Below are 22,201 nucleotides of genomic sequence, written 5' to 3'. Positions count from 1 at the left end.
ATGCTTATTATTAAACTCTCTCAAATCAATCATGAAATTGAATTGAAACTTACTTTAGTAGTTTGTTATTTGTTCTACACCTAACATTTCCTTGATAATATCAGAAAATTTTTGAACGAAATTTTCTATTTCTTCAGGCTCAATTATATCTCTTCTATAATTTATAGAGATCCCAAATTGGTCATCAGGATCAATAGTTAAAATCAATAGCATATCATACTTTTGAGACTTTGGTGTCTTGATGTGCGAATTGTTTTTTAAATCAGGATCAGTACCTAAAACCCTTTTGACATTAATGTATAGATCTGTCAATGGCATTCGTTCTTCATTAATATCTAAATCAAACTTTTTTACCAAATCTTCATACTGATACGCTATTGACTCTAAAGATTTAAGAATTTGTTTATTGATATTTTCAATACAATTAATCAAAGGCATTTCTTCTTCAATCTTACAGGATATCATTGCGGTAGTAGTAGTAAAACCAACTAAACTAACCATTTGTTCAGAGTTTCTGCCTGAAAAAATAGAACCAATAAGAAAATCATTATTACCAGATAAAGTGTAAATTGTATATGCGTAAACGGCATGAATAATATTAAAAATAGGAATACCAATATTCTTACTATAATTAATTAACCGATTCCCAGATTCTTGATCCAATCTGACATGATAAACATTAACCAAACCAAATGCACTTCTGTTTTTATTTTTGTCTAGATCATAAAATACAGGAGATTTTATATTAGGGTCAATTAGTTGCTCCCAATGTTTTTCCATTTCTAAAAAAGCTGGAGTAGTCCTAAGATGCCATTGTTGTTTTACAAAATCAGAATATTTTAAAGATGGAGTTTCAAAAATATTCTCATCATTAACAAGAATTTTTTTACAGACAATACTAAATTCTTTATAAAGAATCTGTAAAGAATACTCATCAACTATCAAATGGCTTATTATAATTAACAATTCAATTCCATCATTTTTTTGATCTCTAATAAATATCTTATACGGAGGGCATTCGGTTAAGTCAAAATAAAAATCATCGCCCTTAAGTACTTCTTCTTTTTCTAACCTGATGATCTCTGGTATATACTCATCGTCAAATTGCTGATAGGTATTTCCATCTTCTTGGTAAAAATGGCCTCTTAGGTTTTCATGTCGTTTTACCAATATTATAATTGCTTTTTTAAGCACCTCAATTGAAACCTGTTGCGGAATACTGAATCTAAGTTCACAATTATCATTATATGAAGTTATATTAATCCCTTCATAATATATCATGTTTTGTTGCTGAGGTGATAGTGGTAAGTTTATCATTTCTTGAATCGGAACTTCCTCTACAGTCGTATTATTAGTCGTATTGAATTCTTCATTATATTGTTCATAAAAATCTCGAATTGTTGCATATTCGAAAAAATTGTGAAGAGAAACCTTGAAACCAAAAGTTGTCAAAATTTTATCAGATAAGGTCATCACTCTTATACTATCCCCTCCTACCTTAAAGAAATTATTTGTGATTCCTAATTCTTCAATTCCCAATATCTCTTTCCAAATATCCAACAATTGATATTCAATCATATTTCTAGGGGCTACCAAACTATTTTGATCATTCTTTAGACTCACTTCTGGTAAGTCAATCCTCGATATTTTTCCTGATCTGGTTAATGGGAATTTATCCAAATAAACAAACAAATTAGGAACCATAAACATTGGCAAACGACCTCTCAAAAACTGTTGTATTTTTGCTTCCATTAAATGATGCCTCTTAGATAAATAGACCACCAAACTCATTTTGCCATTATATTCTTTAGTTAGCACAACCACTTGATCAATTTCCTCAAGTTCTAAAATGTTCTGCTCAATCTCTGTTAATTCTATCCGAATTCCATTTAATTTTACCTGAGAATCCTTTCTGTTTAAAAATTCAATTTCTCCATTCGGCATTATTCTTCCAATATCTCCAGATTTATAACACCTATTTCTTTCTTCTAAGAGATCATTAACAAATACTTTCTTAGTCAGATCTTCTTGATTTATATAGCCTAATGCCAGATGTGCATTACTATGTATAATTTCTCCTACCTGATAAATATCCTTAGTTAATTTTCCATTATTTAGAATGTAAAATGATGAGTCTTCCAATGTACTACCTAAAGGTATTCTTCTAGTAGTAACTACACTATTATGGTTTAATAACTTTTGACACAACATCGATGACTCTGCACATCCATAAACATTTACAAAGATGGTTTCTTCCTGAAAGTATTTTTTAAATAATTCAAAATCACTTTTGAAAACGGCCTCTCCGCCTAATATCACTAACCTAATTGAAGGAAAGCTCTTTTCTGCTAAATCTGTTACAAATGTTCTATATATTGTTGGTACCGTATGATAAATTGATATCTGTTGAGAATTCAACCATGGTTCTAAAGAAGCTAAACCCTTTTTCTTCAAATTAAAAGGATATAAAGTAGCCCCCATTAGCAAGGTGCTAAAGATATCAATCACCGATCCATCAAAACTATAAGTAGACAATAAACACACTCTGTCCTCTTTACTTATTTTAAGATTATTAGCATAAATCCGAGCAAAGTGAATGACATTTCTATGGTTTTGAACGACCCCTTTTGGAAGCCCTGTAGAACCTGATGTGAATAATATATAAGCCTCATCAATAGGTTCGATAGCAAGGTTTACGGGTTCTGTTTTTTTATCAATAATTTTACTCAAATTAACCAACTCGATGTTATTTTTGTTGGCTAATTTTTCAGCTATTTTTATGTATTGTCCATCACAAAGAATTAATTTACTATCAGTTGTTTTTATAATAGCATCAAGTTTATTCTCAGGATATTCGGTATGCAAAGGCACATAGGCATTCCCTGATTTTAAAACTCCTAGTATACCCGACACTGCCATTCTTCCATGATCTAATAATAAAGCGATTCTATTTTTTCCATTTGGTAATGCTTCCACTAATTTGTTAGCAATGGTATTGGCCAATCCATTTAACTCTAAATATGTCATTTGACCATCCTCTTCTACTAAAGCCAATTTCTCTGGGTTTTTCTCGACTTGTTCCTCGAATCTGGAAACTATGGATTGGTTAAGTGCTTCTTTTTCAAAGTGTTCGAAGGGTCTATCTATAATTACTTCTGAGCTTTCATGAATTGAATGGTCAAAAATCTCTAATTCTTCAATTATTATATCCGGATTAGAAACAACCTCAGTTACTACAGCAATAAATTTATTTATCCAATGACTAATAGTTTCTTGTTTGAACAATTCATTCTTATAAACACAATTGATAGCAATCCCATTAGTAAAACTTTTGACATAACATTCTAGATCAAATTTTACTGCATTTGGAATTAAACCCAATTTAGGATTCAAATTTTCTAAAACTGTTTCATTAGTGCTGTCAAAATCTAATAAATTAAAAAAGACTGATGTGAAGTTAGTATTGAAATCTCTTTCAAAATCAAGATGTTCAATAATTTTCTCTAGTGGGTATAATTTATGTTCTAAACTATCAATCAAGTTATCATTTACTTGCCTTAAGAATTTAATAAATGAATCACTCTCATCTAGATTATTTCTCAGCAATATTGTATTTAAAAATGGCCCAATCTGATTTTTTAGATCGATATGCTCTCTAATAGATACTGGTATGCCAAGAATTATATCTTTTTCATTGGTCAATCTATTTAGTACAATCTTAAAACAGGAAACTAGAACAGCTAGTAGTCTTACATTTGTTTTTGCAGTGAACTGACGTATAGAATTTTTGGTACTTTCATTTATATAAGTAATATAATAACTACCACTATTTTTCAATTCATTTGAATCTTTTTCAATATCATATGGTAACTTTAATTTAGCAACAGGAGATTCTAATTTTTCTAACCAATATTGTTTCTGATTATTGATAAATGGGGATTCTATTAGAGTGTTTTCCCACTTGGCATAATCCTTATGCTGAATTCGTAGTTCTGGTAAATCAGACGATGTATTGTCTAATAGAGATTTATAAATTGCTAGCAAATCCCGCTTAAATACTTCCATCGACCAACCATCCGAAATAATATGGCTCATCGAAAAGAGAATATTAGACTTATTTATTTCTTCTACGATGACAACTTTAAACAATGGCCATTGATCTAGTCGATAGGCTTGTTTAAAAACTTCTTCTTCAAATTTATGTATTCTTACTGTATCTGAATGAACAATTTCAAACTCTGAATTGTAGTTCAATTCATTAATAGCTAATATTTTTTGTTTGGGTTTGTTGTTTCTAGTAATAAATATAGTGCGTAATATTTCATGTCTGTCTACAAGTAACATAAATGCTTTAATAAATACTTCTCGTTCAAACTTTACTGGAAATTCAAACCTCCCTGTAAGGTTAAGAGAGGATGTATCTGCCTCTATATTCGAAAGGAACCAAAATCTTTTCTGGGCAAAAGATAAATCATAATCTTCTTCAATATTAATTTTGACTATATCTGTATAAACATCTAAATTGTTTTTTATATCAGCTTTATTAAGCTCTGATATCTTAAGACTTAAAGAGTCAATAGTCGGATTTGAAAAAATTATATTCAATCCGATTTTGATTTTTTTCTTTTTAGCAATAATAGACGCAACTTGGCTTATTTTCATACTATCACCTCCTAGTTCAAAAAAGTTATCTGTAATCCCTATATTTTCTATCTTCAGGACTTCCTGCCATACTTCTACTAATATTCTTTGGATTTCATTGTGAGGAGCAACATATTTCCTTTTCACGATATGTTCTTCTGATACAGAAGGTAACGATTTACGATCCACTTTCCCATTAGGAGTTAAAGGAATTGTTTCTAAAGCCATAAGATAGCTAGGAATCATATAGCCCGGGAGTTTTTCTTTAAGATAATTTTTTAGTGCTTGATGATCAACAGTTTCTTTTTCAACATAGTAGGCAATAAGTGTTTCTGTATTATTAACCTTTTTTATTATAACTGCTGCTTGTGTAATCTCTTTCGAAAATAAAAGAATGACATTTTCAATTTCGCCTAACTCTATGCGATACCCTCTTAATTTTACCTGATCATCTTTTCTTCCTATAAATTCTATATTTCCATCACATAACCATTTAGCGAAATCCCCAGTATCGTACATTCTTTCTCCTTCAATAAACGGATTAACTATAAACTTTTCTGCTGTTAGTTCTTGATGGTTTAAATATCCCTTTGCAACTCCATCACCAGAGACATATAATTTTCCTGAAATTCCAATTGGCAACAACTCCAGGTTGTCATCTAAAATATAAATTTTAGTATTAGAAATAGGCTTGCCTATAGGAATGGAAAAAGAGTTGTATTCATCATTTATATCAAAAAAAGTTGTAACTACTGTATTTTCGGTTGGCCCATAATTATTATATAATTTAAAATTAGGCTTCTTTTGTAACCTTAGAATATCTCCACCTGTAAGAACAATTGTATTTTCTATTATTTTATCATGTATTACTAATTGATTTGATATAGTAGTTGGCAAATAACTATGGGTTATTTTATTTTCATTTAAGAAATTACATAGCTCATTAATATCCAAACGAATATTTTGTTCTGTGATAGGGTATAGACTTGCGCCAAACAATAAGTAGGGGCACATCTCCCATATAGAAGCATCAAAGGCAATTCCAGAAAATAAAGTTCCTTTACTTAGTTCATTTACTGCATATTGTTTTTTATGCCAAAAGCATAGATTTACAAGATTTTGATGAGATATCATTACACCTTTAGGTTTTCCTGTAGAACCAGAAGTGTAAATAATATAGACTAAAGAACTATTTTCTAGCCGTATTTTGGGTTTACTTTTATCTGTCTTTTCTTTATTAACAAATTCATTAATAAAATTTTGATCAATAATTAATTTGCAGTTACTATCTTTTTCTATGAAGTCAATTCGATCCTGAGGATAATCGATATCTATGGGAATGTATACTGCTCCAGTTTTTATTATAGCTAGAAAAGAAATAATAAGCCATTCACTTCTTTGGATTTTTACTCCAACAAAATCTTTTGTTGAAATATTATGATTCACAATAAGGTGATTCGCTAATTGATTTGATATTTCATTTAGATCGCTGTAAGTAAAACAGTTTCCATTACATACAATAGCTGTATTATTAGGCGTATTTAAGACTTGTTCTTCAAATAAATCAACAAAGGTTTTATTTTTTGGGTATTCTAAAGATGTATTATTGAATTCATTTAACAATTTTGTCTTTTCCTTTTCGGTCAAACAATTCAATTTATTTATAGTTACATCTGGGGCCTCAATAGTTTCTATAAGCAGTCTTTCTAAATGATTGGTAATCTGTACCACAAATTCTTCATAATATAAATCTGTATTATATGTAAGTGATAAATCATTTGAATTCTGATTAATATTAAAAATAAACTCTAAATCGAACTTACTGGTTTTATCTCCAAGATTTAGTTCTTTGATATTGAAATCAGTAGGAGGTTTTAAAGTGTTTTCTTTATTTGTTTCTACCGATAGGATAGTATTAAAAAGAGGATTTCGGCTCCTGTCACTGGGCAAATTTAATTCTTGAATTAATTCGTCAAATGGATAATCTTGATATTGATTAGCATCTAAAGTTGTTTTTTTTACTTTTCTTAAGAGTTGATTAAATGATTCTCTATTATTAAAAGATGTCTTTAATGCCAGTATATTTACATAAAATCCTATTTGATCTTGTAGTTCCGTTAATTCTCGACCAGCATTTGGGCTTCCAATAATGATATCTGTTTGACTAGTATATTTATAAAATAATATTTTAGTCAAAGTTAAAAACCCCATAAACAATGTTGCACCCTGCTCGCTACATAGTTTCTGAAAATCTTTAATTAGATTTCCATTAAATTCTTTTGTTATTGTAGCTCCATTATATGTTTTTATAGAAGGTCTGGGTTTATTTGAGGGAATTTCCGTTATAGGAATATTTCCTTTAAATTGTGTTTTCCAATAATTTTTATGATTGACTATTTCCTTACTGTTTATTACTGTTTGTTGCCATTCTGCATAATCTTTATACTGAATAGATAAGGGTTGCAAACCTATTTTTTCATCTATAAATAGTGATTGATATATAGAAAACAAATCCTTAATGATTACTAATGAGGACCAACCGTCACTAATAATATGATGTAAGATAAAAATTAATATATATTCATCTTCGTGCATTTTTATTAAAGAAACTCGTATTAAGGAGTCATTTTTTAAATCAAAATGATGTCCCACTTCTTTTTCCTTTATTTTTTCAAACTTCTCTTCACGGTTACTTTCTTGAGAAAAATCGAAATAATTAAGCTTAAAACAAATGTTTCCTATCGGAGAAATACATTGCACAGGTTTACCCGTTTTTTCATCTACTTCAAAATTAGTTCGTAAGATTTCATGACGCTCAATTAGCTTTAAAAGTGCTTTTTCTATATCAGCTACACTAATGGCATCTTTTATACGAAAAGCACTTGGCATGTTATAAGTTGTATTTTCTTTTCCAATTTCATGCAATAACCATAATCTGTATTGAGAGGAGGACAATGTATAGTTTTCTTTTAAAGACGTTTTAGTAATTACATTATTATCATATATTTTATACTCCCCTAAAAAGCTTATTAGTTCTTTTTTGTATTGTTTAATCTCTTCCAATAGCTCTGCCGTCATTGCTCCTCTGGGTGATTTGATATCCAGTTGATCGCCTTTTAAATTTATAGTGATATTCAATGTATTTAGCTTTCTTAATAGGTCTTGCATAATGTCAAAGAAATATGTGTCTTTTGCAGTTTTATTTTCTGAAAAGAAATAGTTGATTTAGGATTAAATCTATCTTTTATTTAACCTGTTTATTCTTTAAAGTGGGTTAAAGGGACTTTTAAAGTTATTTAGAAATTTACATTAATTTCCTGTACGACCTTTCTCTTCTTTATTTCCTGTTTGGTGTTTTTTTGCTTTTATATCCTTATTACCAAACTTATAACTTAGGGACAACTGAAAATATTGACTATCATAATAATAACGAGCTGTCTGAAAAACACCATTTATAGTAGTTTCGGTTCTTTCTGCAGAAGATCTAAAAAGATCATTCCCTCTCAAGGTAATATTTAAATCTTTGTTTAGCAGTAACCACTGTAATGATACGGAAAAAGAACTAGAAGATTTTGTATCAAAAATTCCATTGACTCCTGGAAAACTATACCAATAATTTAACCCAAAGAGAAATGTTTTACTTTCATTAAGTATAAAATCATTATAACTAGAAATTGTTGCATTAACACCTCTTTGATCTTCTTCTTCTTGTTCCAAAGTGAACTCGGAAATAGAATAATTTAAGTCAAAACTGTTGTTACTGGACCACCAAGAAATACGATCAAAAGAATAATTTTCAGAAATTCCAAAGCGTTGAGTGTTAATAAAATTTTCATTTGTAAACCGTATCAGGTTGGTGTCCGAATTGGGTAACGGAACTTGAGAAAACATGTCATCCTCATAACTATAATATAATTTTGTTACAAAATTCTTATAAGTATTTGTGAATTCTAAATTATCAATAAATGCTGGTTGTAAAAAAGCATTTCCCTCGATAGTTTGAAAAGGGTTTACAAAATAAAGGTTAGGATTCAGCTGAAAAAAACTAGGTCTTTCAATTCTCTTACTGTAATTGAAAGCAAATGTTGAGTTTTCTGTTGCCTTATAAAAAATATACAATGTTGGAAAGAACCTATCATAATCATTATCAAAATTAAGATTCAAATTATCAGACATAGATGTTGTTTGTGTAGACTCGAATCTAATCCCTAACTGGGTATTCCATTTATCATTGAATTTTTTATTTAGAGAGAGATAGACTGCCTGTATGTTTTCATCATATTGAAAGTCATTTTGAGAAAGTGGTAAGTCGGTAATTGGATTATTTACTAGACCACTATTGAAAAGTGAAATATCATTTATAGATTCTGAAACGGATATTTTTCCTCCAAAACTTAGATTTACCCAAGGTGTTGGATACTCAATATCTATTTTCCCAGAATAGTTAGTTATATCTTGAATATTTGTATTAATTCCTCTGTAGAATTGTTCTGAGAAAGGATCGTTTATGATTGACCTACCATTATAAGTTTTAGTATCGGGATTATCGTATTTAAAATAGTCTAGATTCACCATTATTTTCCGTCCTGTAGTATCTATTTTAATTTCATTGTTGTAATTTACAGAATGGATTTCTGGGCTTAAATCCATGGTCCCATCAGATTGTAATGAACGTAGAATATTATTTGTATTATTATCTGTAACAATTGTAAAGGGTGCATCAGTAACGGAAAAATCAGTTTTATTATATAGGTACTGAGCTCCCATAGACCACTTGGATGTAATATTATAATTGACATCAATTCTTCCATTTAATCCTTTTATATTAGCTCTAAAAGGTGATGAAGTATGCCATAGTCCATCAGTAAAAAAAGCAAAATCATCTTGTTCTTGAAAATAATCACCATCTCTATAATTAATCGAGGAAGCGATACTGAATTTGTTTTTGTTAAAGTTAAAATTTCCTCCTAAAGATCCTGACGGATAACGTCTTTGTCTGTAATATGATTTTAATTGTGCATTCCACGAGTCCTTTTTTGCTTCTTTTAGTTTAATATTTATTAGACCACTATTACCAGCTGCTTCGTATTTTGCTGGAGGTGTAGTAATCACTTCTATATTCTTTATATCTTCTGATGAAACAGATCTTAAGAAACTCGCAAGATCTTGCTCTGATAATTGAACAATTTTGTCATTGATCATCACCTTAAGATTACTCTTACCTATCATAGTTATATTATCATTTTGTACACGTACCCCTGGAGTTACCTTGAGTACTTCCAAGGCATTTCCTTCAGATGCTTTAGTAGAATTTTCTACATTAAAGACAAGTCGATCAATCTTTCGTTCAACCAATTTCTTTTTGGCTGCTATAATTACTTCTTCCAATTGTTGAGAATTTTGTACTTCAATAATCCCTAAATCAATATCCTTATTTGCAGTAATTTCCTGACTGTATAATGTTTGCCCTACATAAAATACCTGTAGAGTATATAATATGTTCGAATTCACTTTTAATTTAAATATACCAGATTCATTAGTTATAGTTCCAATAGGGTTTTCAAAATCTCCATTGATTAAGACGATCTCGGCAAATTCGATAGGAAGATTCGATTCTTTATCTATTATTTTTCCGGTTATTTGTACTTGAGCAGTCATGCTGAAACTAATAAAAAAAAGCAAATAGGTTAATATTTTATTCATAAAGTAAGGGTAGTTTATCTGTTTTAAATTGTAAAGTTTTCAAATTGGGTTTCTATATCTTCTTCTGCTGATTTTTGATTTAGTAATTGTATATTTTCAATAATTCGTGCTTGTTCTTCTAGGGTTGGATGTTCAAATATTTTGTTGATAGATGTTTTTGCTGAAAATTCTTGTTGAACTCTGCTTACTAGCTTAGTAGCTGTTAAACTATGTCCTCCCAAATCAAAAAAATTGTCATTTATACTTATCTTTTCTAATTCAAAAAACTCTTTCCATATATTTTCAAGTTTTTTCTCAATTTCTGTTATTGGTTCTTTATATTCTTTTTGAGTATCAACCCTAATATGCATTTCGGACAATGCTTTCCTATCTATTTTTTTATTAGGTGTCAAAGGAAATTCGTTTATCAAAACAAATTGATTCGGAATCATATAATCTGGTAATACTTTTTTCAGCTGTTTTTTCAGTTCTGAAGTTTTTAATTCCGAATCGCTCGTATAAAAAGCAATTAAAACTGCTTCATCTAAAGCATCTCTCTTTGCAATTACAATAGCTTGATTTATGTTATCAATAAAATTAAGTTTTGTTTCAATATCTCCTAGTTCTATACGATATCCCCTAATTTTCACTTGATAATCATTTCTTCCTAAGAACAACAACTCATCTTCACTATTCCATCGCACTATATCTCCTGTATCATACAATAATCCTTTACCAAAAGGGTTTTTAATAAATTTTTCTTTAGTCAAGAGCTTATTTTTATAATATCCTTTGGCTTGTCCATCACCACCAATATACAATACCCCTTGTGCTCCTTTTGGTAATAATTCTTTATGTTCACCCAATACATACAATGAAGTATTGTCAATGGCATTTCCAATATTGTAAGAATCACCAGGTTTTTTTACTTGTTTAGTACTAGACCAAATCGTAGTCTCGGTTGGGCCATACATATTCCACAATTCTTTGCTTGATGAAAGTAATTGAGAGGCTAATGCTTCACTTAAAGAATCTCCTCCACAAAGTATTTTTATTTCTTTATTTCCTTTCCATCCCGCATTAAATAGTAATTGATAGAAACTTGGCGCAGCTTGAATTATGTTTGGTTTTACTCTTTCAATATCTTCTATAATTTTTTGAGCATCAGATAAAGTTTCATTATGTGCTATAAAAGAAACAGCTCCCGAAATTAATGGAACAAAAAACTCTAAAATGGAAATATCAAAAGAATAGGTTGTTACTGCATATAAAACATCTTTAGCTTGGATACCCGGTTTTTCTTTTATACTTAAAAGAAAGTTCATTAAAGAATAATGCCCAACCTCAACACCCTTAGGGTTTCCTGTGGATCCTGATGTATAAATAATATAAGCCGTATCTTTTGCCTTGGGCAATTCTTTTGTATCAATGATCAACTTATTATGGTTAATTTCAGAAAATAAGGTCGATGTAGTTAGCATTCTAATTTCCTTATTATCGAAAAAAGAGAATTGCTCGTCCCAGATCAGTGTTTTAGTTCCGCTATTCGAAACAATGAATTCTAATCGTTTTATAGGAAATGTAGGATCCAATGGAATATAAGCCTTCCCTGATTTCAGAATTCCTAATAATACCACTACAGTGCTTACAGAGCGATCCAATACAACTCCTATCGTAGTTTCCTTTTTAGGGCTTACCTTATTTAGATATACTGCAATTCCATCCGATTTTCTATCCAATTCGTCATATGTCAACTGAGTTTTATTATCCTGTAAAGCTATAGCATCGGGAGTTTCTGCTGTCCAGTCTTTAAAAAAGTTCAAAAAAGTTTTATCAGAATCCAGTGCAATATTCTTAACTGATGTTCCCTTATTTAATAACGTTTTATGTTCTCTACTTGTTAATATTTGCAAGTCATGAATTGGTGTTTGTGGAGTTTTTATACTGTTCTCAATAAGATTACCAAACTGATTACAAAAATCTACTATAAAATCATCATCAAATAGAGAGGTATTATAAATAAGTGATAGTTTGATGCCTTCATCAATTTCTTCAAACACAAAATCAAGATCAAACTTGCAAGCAATTTCGTCGGAAACTTGAATTTCATTGATCACGATTCCATCAATAAAATTAAATTCTTTTTGTTCCTGATCAGTATTTTGTAGCGTAACCATTATGTCAAAAAGTGGATTACGATTTAAATTTCTAGGAAGTTTTAAGTCTTCTATTAATCTGTCAAAGGGATAAGATTGATTTGCATACGCTTGCATTGTGGTTAGCTTTACTTTTTGTAAAACCTCCAAAAAGCTATGCTTTCCATCAAACTGTGTTAGTAAAGCCAGTGTATTAACATACGCCCCTAATTGATCTTGAAGCTGTATATTTTCTCTTCCCGCAATAGGGCTTCCAATAATAATATTTTTTTGATTGGTATATCGATATAGAAGTATCTTCACAAGAGTCATTAATCCCATGAAAAGGGTGCTATTATTTTCTCTGCAGAGTAATTTAAGTTTAAAAATTTTCTCATCTGAAAAAGAAGTATTTTTGATCCTTCCTTCATAGGTTTTATATAATGGCCTCTTCTGTTTGTATGGGAGTTCCAATACGGGAATTTTACCAGAAAATCGTCTTGACCAATACTCTTTAGCATGGTTGTATTTCGAATTATCAAGCTCTTTTTGTTCCCAAACGGCAAAATCTTTGTACTGAATAGATAAAGGCTCTAAAGGATTTTCGTTCCCGTGAATATAGGCATTATATAAAGTAAACAATTCGTTCGTTAGCAAATCAATTGACCAACCATCACTGATGATATGATGAATAACAACAACTAATACAAATTGATTCTCCTTTATTTGCAATAATGAAGCCCTTAATAAACATTCCTTTTCAAGATCAAATGTATATTTCACCTCATTTTCAATAGTTTCTTTTATATTTTTATTTGAGGTATCCTTATTTTGAAATTTATAGGCAAGTTTGAAATTAGTTTCTTCAGGCCCCAACACCTTTTGCCATACTTCGCCAGATGACTTCTGTATAAATTGTGTTCGTAATACTTCGTGGCGCTGCACCAGGGTATCAAAAGCCTTTTGTAACGCTTCTGATTTTATAGTTCCCTTAACATCGAAAACTCCTGACATATTATATGCTATACTACTACCTTCAAATTGACTAAGCATCCATATACGAAGTTGAGATGACGACAACGGATAATATTCTTGAGCAGGAGCTTTAGGAATACCTTGATATTCCTTATGGGATGCATTTGTTATAAGAGTCGCTTGTTCTCCTATAGTCGTCTTTAAAAAAAGATCGTTAAAACTTAAGCTAACATCAAAGGTTTTGGCGATACGATTTTTAAGCTTGGTTATTTTTAAACTGTGTCCACCTAATTCAAAAAAATCATCTCTTATACCTATAGCATCAACCTGAAGAAGTTCTTTCCATAGTAGAGTCAATCTATTTTCCGTTTCATTCCTAGGCGCCATATAAGTATTCTTGATAACGTCTTTTTCTGTAACGGTAGGTAATTGATTTTTATCTATTTTCCCATTAGGTGTCAAAGGTATTTTTTCTAACTGAATGAAAAAACTAGGAACCATATAATCAGGTAGTTTTTCTAACAAAAAACTTTTGAGTTCTGTTTTTTCGATCAATGCAGACGAAACATAATATGCCATGAGCGTTTTTTCGCTATTTATCTCTTTCACAGAGACTACAACTTGATTAATATCATCAGAAAACTCATTTAAAACACTCTCAATTTCACCAAGTTCTATACGATACCCTCTGACTTTTACCTGATAATCATTTCTACCTAAAAATTCGATATTACCATCAGGAAGCCATCTACCGATATCTCCAGTTGCATATACCTTATTTTTTGCGTGTTTTATATTAATAAATTTTGATTGAGTGAGTTCTGGTCTATTGTAATATCCTTTACTCACTCCTGCTCCACCAATGTAGAGTTCCCCATATACTCCAATTGGAACAGGATTTTCAAAAGAATCTAAGATGTAAACCGATGAATTAGGAAAAGGTTTTCCTATTGGTGTGGTTCCTTGTAAATCAGAATTATGTTCATCATAAAAAGTAGAGTCAATGGTGGCTTCAGTAGCTCCATAACTATTTATCACCTTTAAATCTGTAGATTCAAATTGGTCTTTGATATTATTAAAAACCTCGTTATTAAAACTATCCGAACCAAAAATTATACGTCTCAGAAAGTTATATTTTTTGTTGTTTCTCTTAATATAATCCAGTAAAGGCAATAGTAAACCAGGAGTACCTTCAAATATAGATACCTGATGTTTTTCTATTAGTTTATATAGATCTTCTGGATTTAATTTAACATGATCAGTAGGAATTATCATTGTACCTCCATTTAACAAAGATCGACAGATATCACCTACAAAAACATCAAAGGAAACGCTAGCCAACTGAAGCAAATTAATTTTGAAAGTATCTAATGCGTATTGTTTTTTCCAATCAGAATAGATACTTACCACATTTCTATGAGTTATCATTACTCCCTTTGGATTACCTGTAGTCCCCGAAGTATAAATAACATAAGCCAAATTGGCCGGTGATGAAATAGGAACTATATTCTTTTTATTATAATTCGATTTTTCCTTCTCGAATTGATCGAAAAGAGATTTATCAATAATTACTTTAGCATTACTGTCCTTTTCAATATAGTCGATACGATGATCAGGATAATTGGTGTCAATTGGAACATAGGCTCCTCCTGATTTTAAAATACCTAAAATAGCTACCAATAGGTTTTCGCCTCTATCAAGTTTTATAGCCAATAAATCATCAGGTTGGATATCGTAATTTCTTCGAAGATAAATTGCTAATTGATTAGCTCTTTCATTTAATTCTGTATAGGTCAACTTATTTTCATCAAAGATAATAGCTATTTCATCTGGTGTTTTTACCACCTGCTCCCCGAATAAATCTACAATTGTTTTTTCTTTCGGAAAATTTACTTCTTCATTGCTAAATTCCTTTAGAATTTGTTTAGATTCCTTTACTGTTAGGTAATCTATTGATGAGAGTTTTTCTTTTGGTCTATCGATTACGAGATTGATAAGATTTTCAAAATGCAAAAACATTCGAGTTATCAAAAACTCATCGTAGATGTCTGTATTGTATTCGATCTCTAAATTGAGTTTTCCATTTTCCTCAACGAAAGTAAAACTAACATCTAATTGGGAAGTATTTCTCTTCAAATCGTATTTTTCTACCTCTAAACCTTCGAGTGTAAGATTTGTCGAAGATATTGATTGAACTTGATTTTGATTCTGTAATACAACCATCACATCAAACAATGCCGACCTAGACGTATCGTGCTTTACATTTAATTTAGAAATTAATGCATCGAATGGATAACTTTGATGTTCATAGGCCTCCAATAAACTCTTTCTTTGTTGTTGTAACAATTCTTTAAAACTAAGACTATCTCTTAATTGTGTACGAATAGCCATTGTGTTTAAGTATAACCCTATTTGGTGTTCTAAATCAGGGTGCTCTCTTCCGGCAATAGGAGTTCCTAAGACAATGTCATCCTGCCCTGTATAACGGTATAGTAAGGCATTAACCCCTGCCATTAGGGTCATGAACAAAGTTGCATTATTTGTTCTGGAAAATTCTTTTAACCTTGATAAAAACGCTTTGGAAAACTGATGATTAACGGTTTTACCATTATAAGTTTGTATTAATGGGCGCTTTTTAAAACTTGGTAAATCTAGTATTGGAAGTTCTCCTTGAAATTTTTTCAACCAATAAGATTCTGAAACTCTATACATATCCAGATCCAATTGTGATTGCAACCAAACTGAATAGTCCTTGTATTGTAAGGACAATACTTCATTTTCGAAATTTTTGTTCTTCAAAAGTTCATTATAAATAGTAATTACTTCTGAAATCAATAGCTCTATTGACCAACCATCGCCAATTATATGATGCATTACAAAAGAAAATAAATACTCATTTTTTTCCATATTTAACAAATATGCCCTTAGCAAAGGAGCTTTTGTTAAATCAAATGGCTTTGACTGTTCTTGATTTAAGTAATTATCTACGATTTTCTTTGTCTTGTCTTGAAAATCAAGAAGTGTAATATCAAAATTCAACAATTCTTTATCGGCAATACATTGGCTTAATTCTCCATCTCCATTCAGGTTAAAACATGTTCTTAATATTTCATGTTTATCAATTAATAGATCAAATGCACTTCTAAGCATATTAACATCTAACTCTCCTTTCAGAGCTACTACTCCTGGCATATTATAAGCAATATTCCCTCCTTCTAGTTGACTTAATACCCAAATTCGATGTTGAGCAGGCGTCAATGGGTAATATTCTTGCTTAGGAGTTGATGGAATAGATATATAATTTTCTTTTTTTAAGGCTTTACTAATGCTTTTAATGGTCGAATCTTGAAAAAATGCTTTATAAGTAATATGACAGCCTAGTTTCTTATATATTTGATTAATCACTTGACCGATCATTAAACTATGTCCTCCTAATTCAAAAAAATTATCCGTAACTCCTACTTTATTTAACCCTAGAACCTTTTGCCAAATTACTACCAAGTCTTGTTCTATTCCATTTCTTGGAGCAACGTAAGAAGTATCCCTTTTATAATCTTTAGGTAAACCTGCTAAGGCCTTTCTATCAATCTTGCCATTGGGTGTTAATGGAATTGATTCTAGAACCTTATAATGATTGGGAACCATATATATCGGAAGTCTATCCTTAAGATACTTTTTTAAGTCTTCTGTATCTATTTGCGTATTCTGTGTATAATATACCAATAATTTTTCATCCTTCGTAATGGCTACCACTTGTAAAATCCCCTCTGAATAGGAAAGAATACTATTTTCTATTTCGGGTAACTCTATACGATATCCTCGTAATTTTACTTGATGATCTTTTCGTCCCAAAAATTCAATATTTCCATCTGGCAACCATCTGACAATATCTCCAGTATCATACATTCTTTGTCCTCTATTAAAAGGATTTTCAATAAACTTTTCGGCAGTTAGTTCTTCTTGGTTTAGATACCCTTTTGCTAACCCATCTCCTGATATATATAATCTTCCAGAAACACCGACAGGTAATAACTCTAAATTCTCATCTAAAATATAAACTTGAGTATTTGATATAGGTTTTCCAATAGGAATAGATGCTCCCGTATATTTCTTTTCTGAACTTAATCTATAAATCGTGCTATAAGTGGTATCCTCTGATGGACCATACAAATTTCGTATTTCCGCTTTCGTTTTTAATAATTTATTTGCAATATCAATGGGAAATGATTCACCCGCTAAGTTAATAATATTAGCATTTTCTATATTGACACCGCTCTCAAAGAGATTTCTTATACTTGATGGAACCGTATTAATCAAAACGTTCTTGTCATAATCAATAACTTGCCCAATTTCAAGAGCATCATTTAACAATCGTATTTTTTTTCCTATTGATAAAGGATAGAAAAATTCATAGATAGAGAGATCAAAACAATGAGAAGTAACTGCATAAACTACGTCAAATTTTTCTGCTTTAAATTCCTTTTGTGCCCAATGTATTAATGCTACTGCGTTTTTATTAGATATTTTTACACCTTTGGGGTTTCCAGTAGTACCTGATGTGTAAATTATATATGCCAAATCATTAGTAGTAAATATATTACTTATATTTTTTGTACTGTATTGTTCCTTTACAATATCAAAATCATTTATATAATCTGCGTCAATAACTACCTTACAATTGCTATCTTTTTCAATATAATCAATACGATTTTGAGGATAATTAATATCAATGGGAACATAAGCAGCTCCTACCTTAAGTACTCCTAAAATTACAACTAATAAGTTTTCGCTTCTTTCCAGTTTTATACCGACCAAATCACCTACTCGTATATCATAATTTTCCTGTAAGTAAGCCGCTAATTGGTTAGCTCTTCCATTTAATTCTTTATAGGTTAACTCTTTATCTCCAAATATCAAAGCGATATTATCTGGTGTTTTTACTACTTGTTCCTCAAAAAGTACCTTTAAAGTTTTATTCCCTGGATACTCTATCCTTGTATCGTTAAAAGTATCTAATAATTGACTTTTCTCTACTTGAGTTAGAATCGGAAGGTTCTCGATATTTTCATCCAGAAAATATTCACAATTTAATATCCAGTTCCTAAAAGTTCTCAAGAAATGATTAATGACAATTGGATTAACAAAATAGTCATTAAACAAAATTAATAACTCTAATCCTTTTTTGGTTTTTTTAGCAGAAAGCACCAAAGGAGTCGATAAATCACATTTGGTTGCTTCCTGATTGTATAAAAAGCTATATGTCGCATATTTTTCAAAAGGATTTTTATCTTGAAACTCCTTTTCATAACCAGAATATTTATAAGCTTCCAGAACCTCTTTTTTTATCTCTTGTAAATACTTCTTAAACGTCTTTGTCTTTATGCTTTTGAAATCAATTAACAAGGGAGTTTTTCTTGTTTCTTTTTTCAAAGAATAGATCAAACCTTTGACATCAAAATAACGACAAAGCAGTGCATTGAAAACACTTAACAGAAAAGTATATTCTGCAATTGCATTCTCATTTGTGAGTTTTGAGAAATACAGAAGATCTTCATATGTAATCAATATTGTTTCCTTTTTCCTTAAAAAAGACTCAGTAATTACAGGTGAAAAATTTTTTATTTTAGTTAACCAATAATTGGTTATCAGTTTTTGTTTAAGATTATTCAAAATAAAAAATATTAATGATTTTTATGACGCAAGTATTAAAGAATGCAAAGGAATTGTTGCTATTATATTTTGTTGTAATGAATCAATTCTTACAATAATTTTGTTGCAATTATTTGCTTCTATAATCTCACAGTCCAATCCATTTAATGAACCATAGTTTATCTTTTTTATTTCTCCTACTTTAGGAAATACAACACTTGTTTCTATATCGATAATATTCTTATCACCTACCAAAAGCATTATTTGATCAATTTCTTTATCAGTAACCCTCGCATATTCCTTTCCAAAACGAATATAGGCACATGCCTCTTTTACGTTAAGTACATTATGAAATTCTTTAGGCGAACGAATATTTACAAAAACGTAAGAAGGAAAAAATGGTTTATAAATGGTTTTTTTTCGATCACTCCATTGTCTTACGGTTTTAATCATTGGTAAAAAAGATTCAAATTGATTTTCTTGTAAAAGTTGATGTACTTTTTTTTCTTGACAGGATCGTACATAAAGGACGTACCATCCAAGTTTAAGAGTGGTTGACATATTTTGAGTATGATTTGGTTAATAAATAAAAGTAAATACTATCCATTCAATAAAAAGTAATTGACTATTTATTTAATCTTTAAAAAATTTAATTATCGAAAAAGAAGTTAATTTTAAACAAGGCTACGCCGTTTCGACTCACAAAATCTTTTAATACAAAAAATTTAAAGAATCAAAGTAAACTTAGAAAAGTGTCAAAATCTAAACTCAAGATATAGTTAAGAAATCGTCAATTTTCTAAATAATATCAATTCCACATAAAACTTTATAGAATTGAACATAATAAATGGTAGGGTAATAACAAATCAAAAAAGTCCATCATATTATCTTATCAGGTTTTCTTGATCAGTTCAATTTAATAATTCAAAAATAATAAAGCACCCACCAAAATTAAATACGGTTAAACCGTAACACATCGGCACTTGCACAAAAATCAATTTTAACAATATGATTTTCAATCATATAACTCTTTTTTATTAACTGTTATTTAACTTTTATATATCTTAAATAATACTAAATTTCTATAACAAGTTTATATACTTGTATGATTCGATTGCAATTTCCTAAATACCAAAAACACACAGCTTCGCTTCTTGCACTCCCAATCATCTTTTTTCCTATGAGAATAAGAGTACATGTTTTCAAGAATAAAGAAATTATTCTTGAAAGTTTATGTGAATATTTATACAAAATCCAAAAGAATGAATCGTACATATATGTGTCAGCCGCAATTCAATTGTTACCAGTCGTATTACATATTAACTTTATATTAACTTTTCACTTCTGGTAAGAATTGTTTTTCTTTCAAAGAAAAACAATTCATCCTAAACAACTTATTAAATTTCTAAATGTTACAAAAACTACTTTTAATTTAGATTTAACACGATCAATTGTGAACGTATTTTATGAATATTTTCAGTTTTGCAGCAGAATTTGGTAGTGAAGAAGCTCACCGATTACACTTTAAAGAAGAAAGAGATGAACAAGGCTTCATTTGCAAGAAATGTTAAGGTAAGAATCATTATTGGCTTAAAGGAAAGTGAAGTTATAAATGTAAATCCTACAAGTTTCGAACTTCTTTGCGAAGTGTTACCATTATACCATTATAGAAAACTCTAATCTTTCTTTTTTGGCTTGGTATCATTCTATGTTTTTAATGTGAGTACTACAAATAAAACTGCTCCGACTAAAAGCTGGTTATACCAGTTATTAGACCTTTGCCACAGATCATAATCTTCCGCGTAAATCCTATTGACTTGTTGAAGCGGGACATAATTTTACTATTGAAACTTTATTAAGGATATTAACTATTCATAACCTTACCTTGAAGGAATTCTTTGAAGAGATACAATAGATTTTCCAACCAATTTTATTCTTAGTCACATTTTTTTTATTGGTAATACATTTATTATTAATGTATTAAATTCCTATTAAACATTTGTAGTCGTTTGTGAATGATTATAAAAAATATTCATTGGTTGTGATAATTTATCACAAAAAATTGAAACTTTAGAATTAACATACTCGTTGAATTGATTAAAAATGACGGTAGTATTTTTGGATACTTTAATTGAGAGTTGATTCCTTGTAAGCTCAATTCCTGAAATCAGTAAAAAAGGATTATCACAATAATTATAAGGCTAAGAACTATTGTCTACTTAAACTAACCAATAAAGGATTTTAGGTTTAAAGAATACAATATTCTGCTTTTAATGACATTCTCAATACTTTTCGGGTGATGAATGAGCGCGAACAGAACAAAAAGAATAGGATTCATTTGTCGTTTAAACAAAGATCCAACGATACCAATCTGCTTCAGTAAGTATTAAGATTTTGTCTTTTAAACTATTCTATTTTGACGTTAAAGTTGTTCTTTCGATAGTTTTATTTCTATTAAATTTTTCAATATGGAATTAACTATTAAAAAACTTCCACTCAGGAATTTTTAAAGTTAAAAAACACAAGATGTAGAAGTTTCCTTTATTATTTGGTAGTATTGAAGTATATTTTATATGACTATCGGATATTTTGCACCTTAATTTTCCAGTTGCTAGCTACCACTGCTATTATTGCCCTATCAAATATGGATTCAAAGTATCTTCTGTTGAATTTATAACAATATTCATCAAGATAACTTTGCAAATAATCAATCCCTGTAGAATGATGCACGTCTAATAATAGCCTTTTAGCATTGCTAATGGCAATGTGTACCCAAGGTAGTATTTCTGAAGTTTTGCTTTTATCTTGAATTACTACTGCTTTATGATCTTTCAGATGTTCTTTAAGGTCATTGTAATTATTTGCTCCATCTGTAGTAGCAGCAGCTTTTGGGTCAATACTAGTTTTCACTTGTTCATTGGTAGTCTTCTTTTCCAGATTATCAATTAATTTCATTTTTATATATCCTACAACTTTATTGGTTTTATGCTTGTATTTTGAGGAAGGTTCTACAGGCTTTGATTCTATCATTACTAATATGGAGGCTTGTTTCTGACTTCCTTTTCCCCTCTTAAGTTTTCCCTTATTATCTGCTATTTCTTTTGCAATCCTTTCTCGAT

General features: G+C 30.0%; 5 protein-coding genes and 1 pseudogene. 1 reads left to right on the top strand and 5 read right to left on the bottom strand.

The genetic code is table 11. From position 1 onward, the window contains the following. Positions 1-54 precede the first annotated feature (54 nt). The 4 genes from F0000_RS19370 to F0000_RS19355 form a co-directional block, all read right to left on the bottom strand. Entirely contained in the window at positions 55-7,809 is a 7,755-nt protein-coding gene (locus tag F0000_RS19370; RefSeq protein ID WP_149626378.1) for a non-ribosomal peptide synthetase, read from the bottom strand. Positions 7,810-7,950: 141 nt separating this feature from the next. Beyond that, a complete protein-coding gene (locus F0000_RS19365) occupies positions 7,951-10,344 on the bottom strand; it encodes a TonB-dependent receptor (RefSeq protein ID WP_149626377.1) in 2,394 nt (797 codons plus the stop codon). 23 nt (positions 10,345-10,367) lie between these two features. Next, positions 10,368-19,103 (bottom strand): non-ribosomal peptide synthetase, encoded by an 8,736-nt coding sequence (locus F0000_RS19360; RefSeq protein ID WP_149626376.1) that lies wholly within the window; start codon positions 19,101-19,103, stop codon positions 10,368-10,370. A gap of 21 nt (positions 19,104-19,124) precedes the next feature. Further along, positions 19,125-19,643 carry a UpxY family transcription antiterminator gene (locus F0000_RS19355; protein WP_149626375.1) on the bottom strand — a complete coding sequence of 173 codons (519 nt, stop codon included), beginning with the start codon at positions 19,641-19,643 and terminating at the stop codon, positions 19,125-19,127. Between the two features lie 905 nt (positions 19,644-20,548). On the opposite strand from F0000_RS19355, the pseudogene F0000_RS28350 reads away from it, so the two are divergent. Further along, positions 20,549-20,802: pseudogene (locus F0000_RS28350) on the top strand (IS1595 family transposase); the annotation flags it as partial. Positions 20,803-21,659: 857 nt separating this feature from the next. Here the strand turns inward: F0000_RS28350 and F0000_RS19350 are convergent. Then, a partial coding sequence (locus F0000_RS19350; protein ID WP_149626374.1) for an IS1595 family transposase occupies positions 21,660-22,201 on the bottom strand: 542 nt, incomplete at its 5' end.

The sequence above is a fragment of the Aquimarina sp. RZ0 genome (assembly GCF_008370685.1).
In the GTDB taxonomy this organism is placed as follows: Bacteria; Bacteroidota; Bacteroidia; order Flavobacteriales; family Flavobacteriaceae; genus Aquimarina.
Note: the sequence above shows the minus strand (reverse complement) of the source record. Positions and strands in the feature narration are given on the sequence as shown.

Bases quoted from the DNA above. Each gene is read 5' to 3' on its own strand.
- F0000_RS19355 (WP_149626375.1), bottom strand. From the start codon at position 19,643: ATGTCAACCACTCTTAAACTTGGATGGTACGTCCTTTATGTACGATCC.
- F0000_RS19365 (WP_149626377.1), bottom strand. From the start codon at position 10,344: ATGAATAAAATATTAACCTATTTGCTTTTTTTTATTAGTTTCAGCATG.
- F0000_RS19370 (WP_149626378.1), bottom strand. From the start codon at position 7,809: ATGCAAGACCTATTAAGAAAGCTAAATACATTGAATATCACTATAAAT.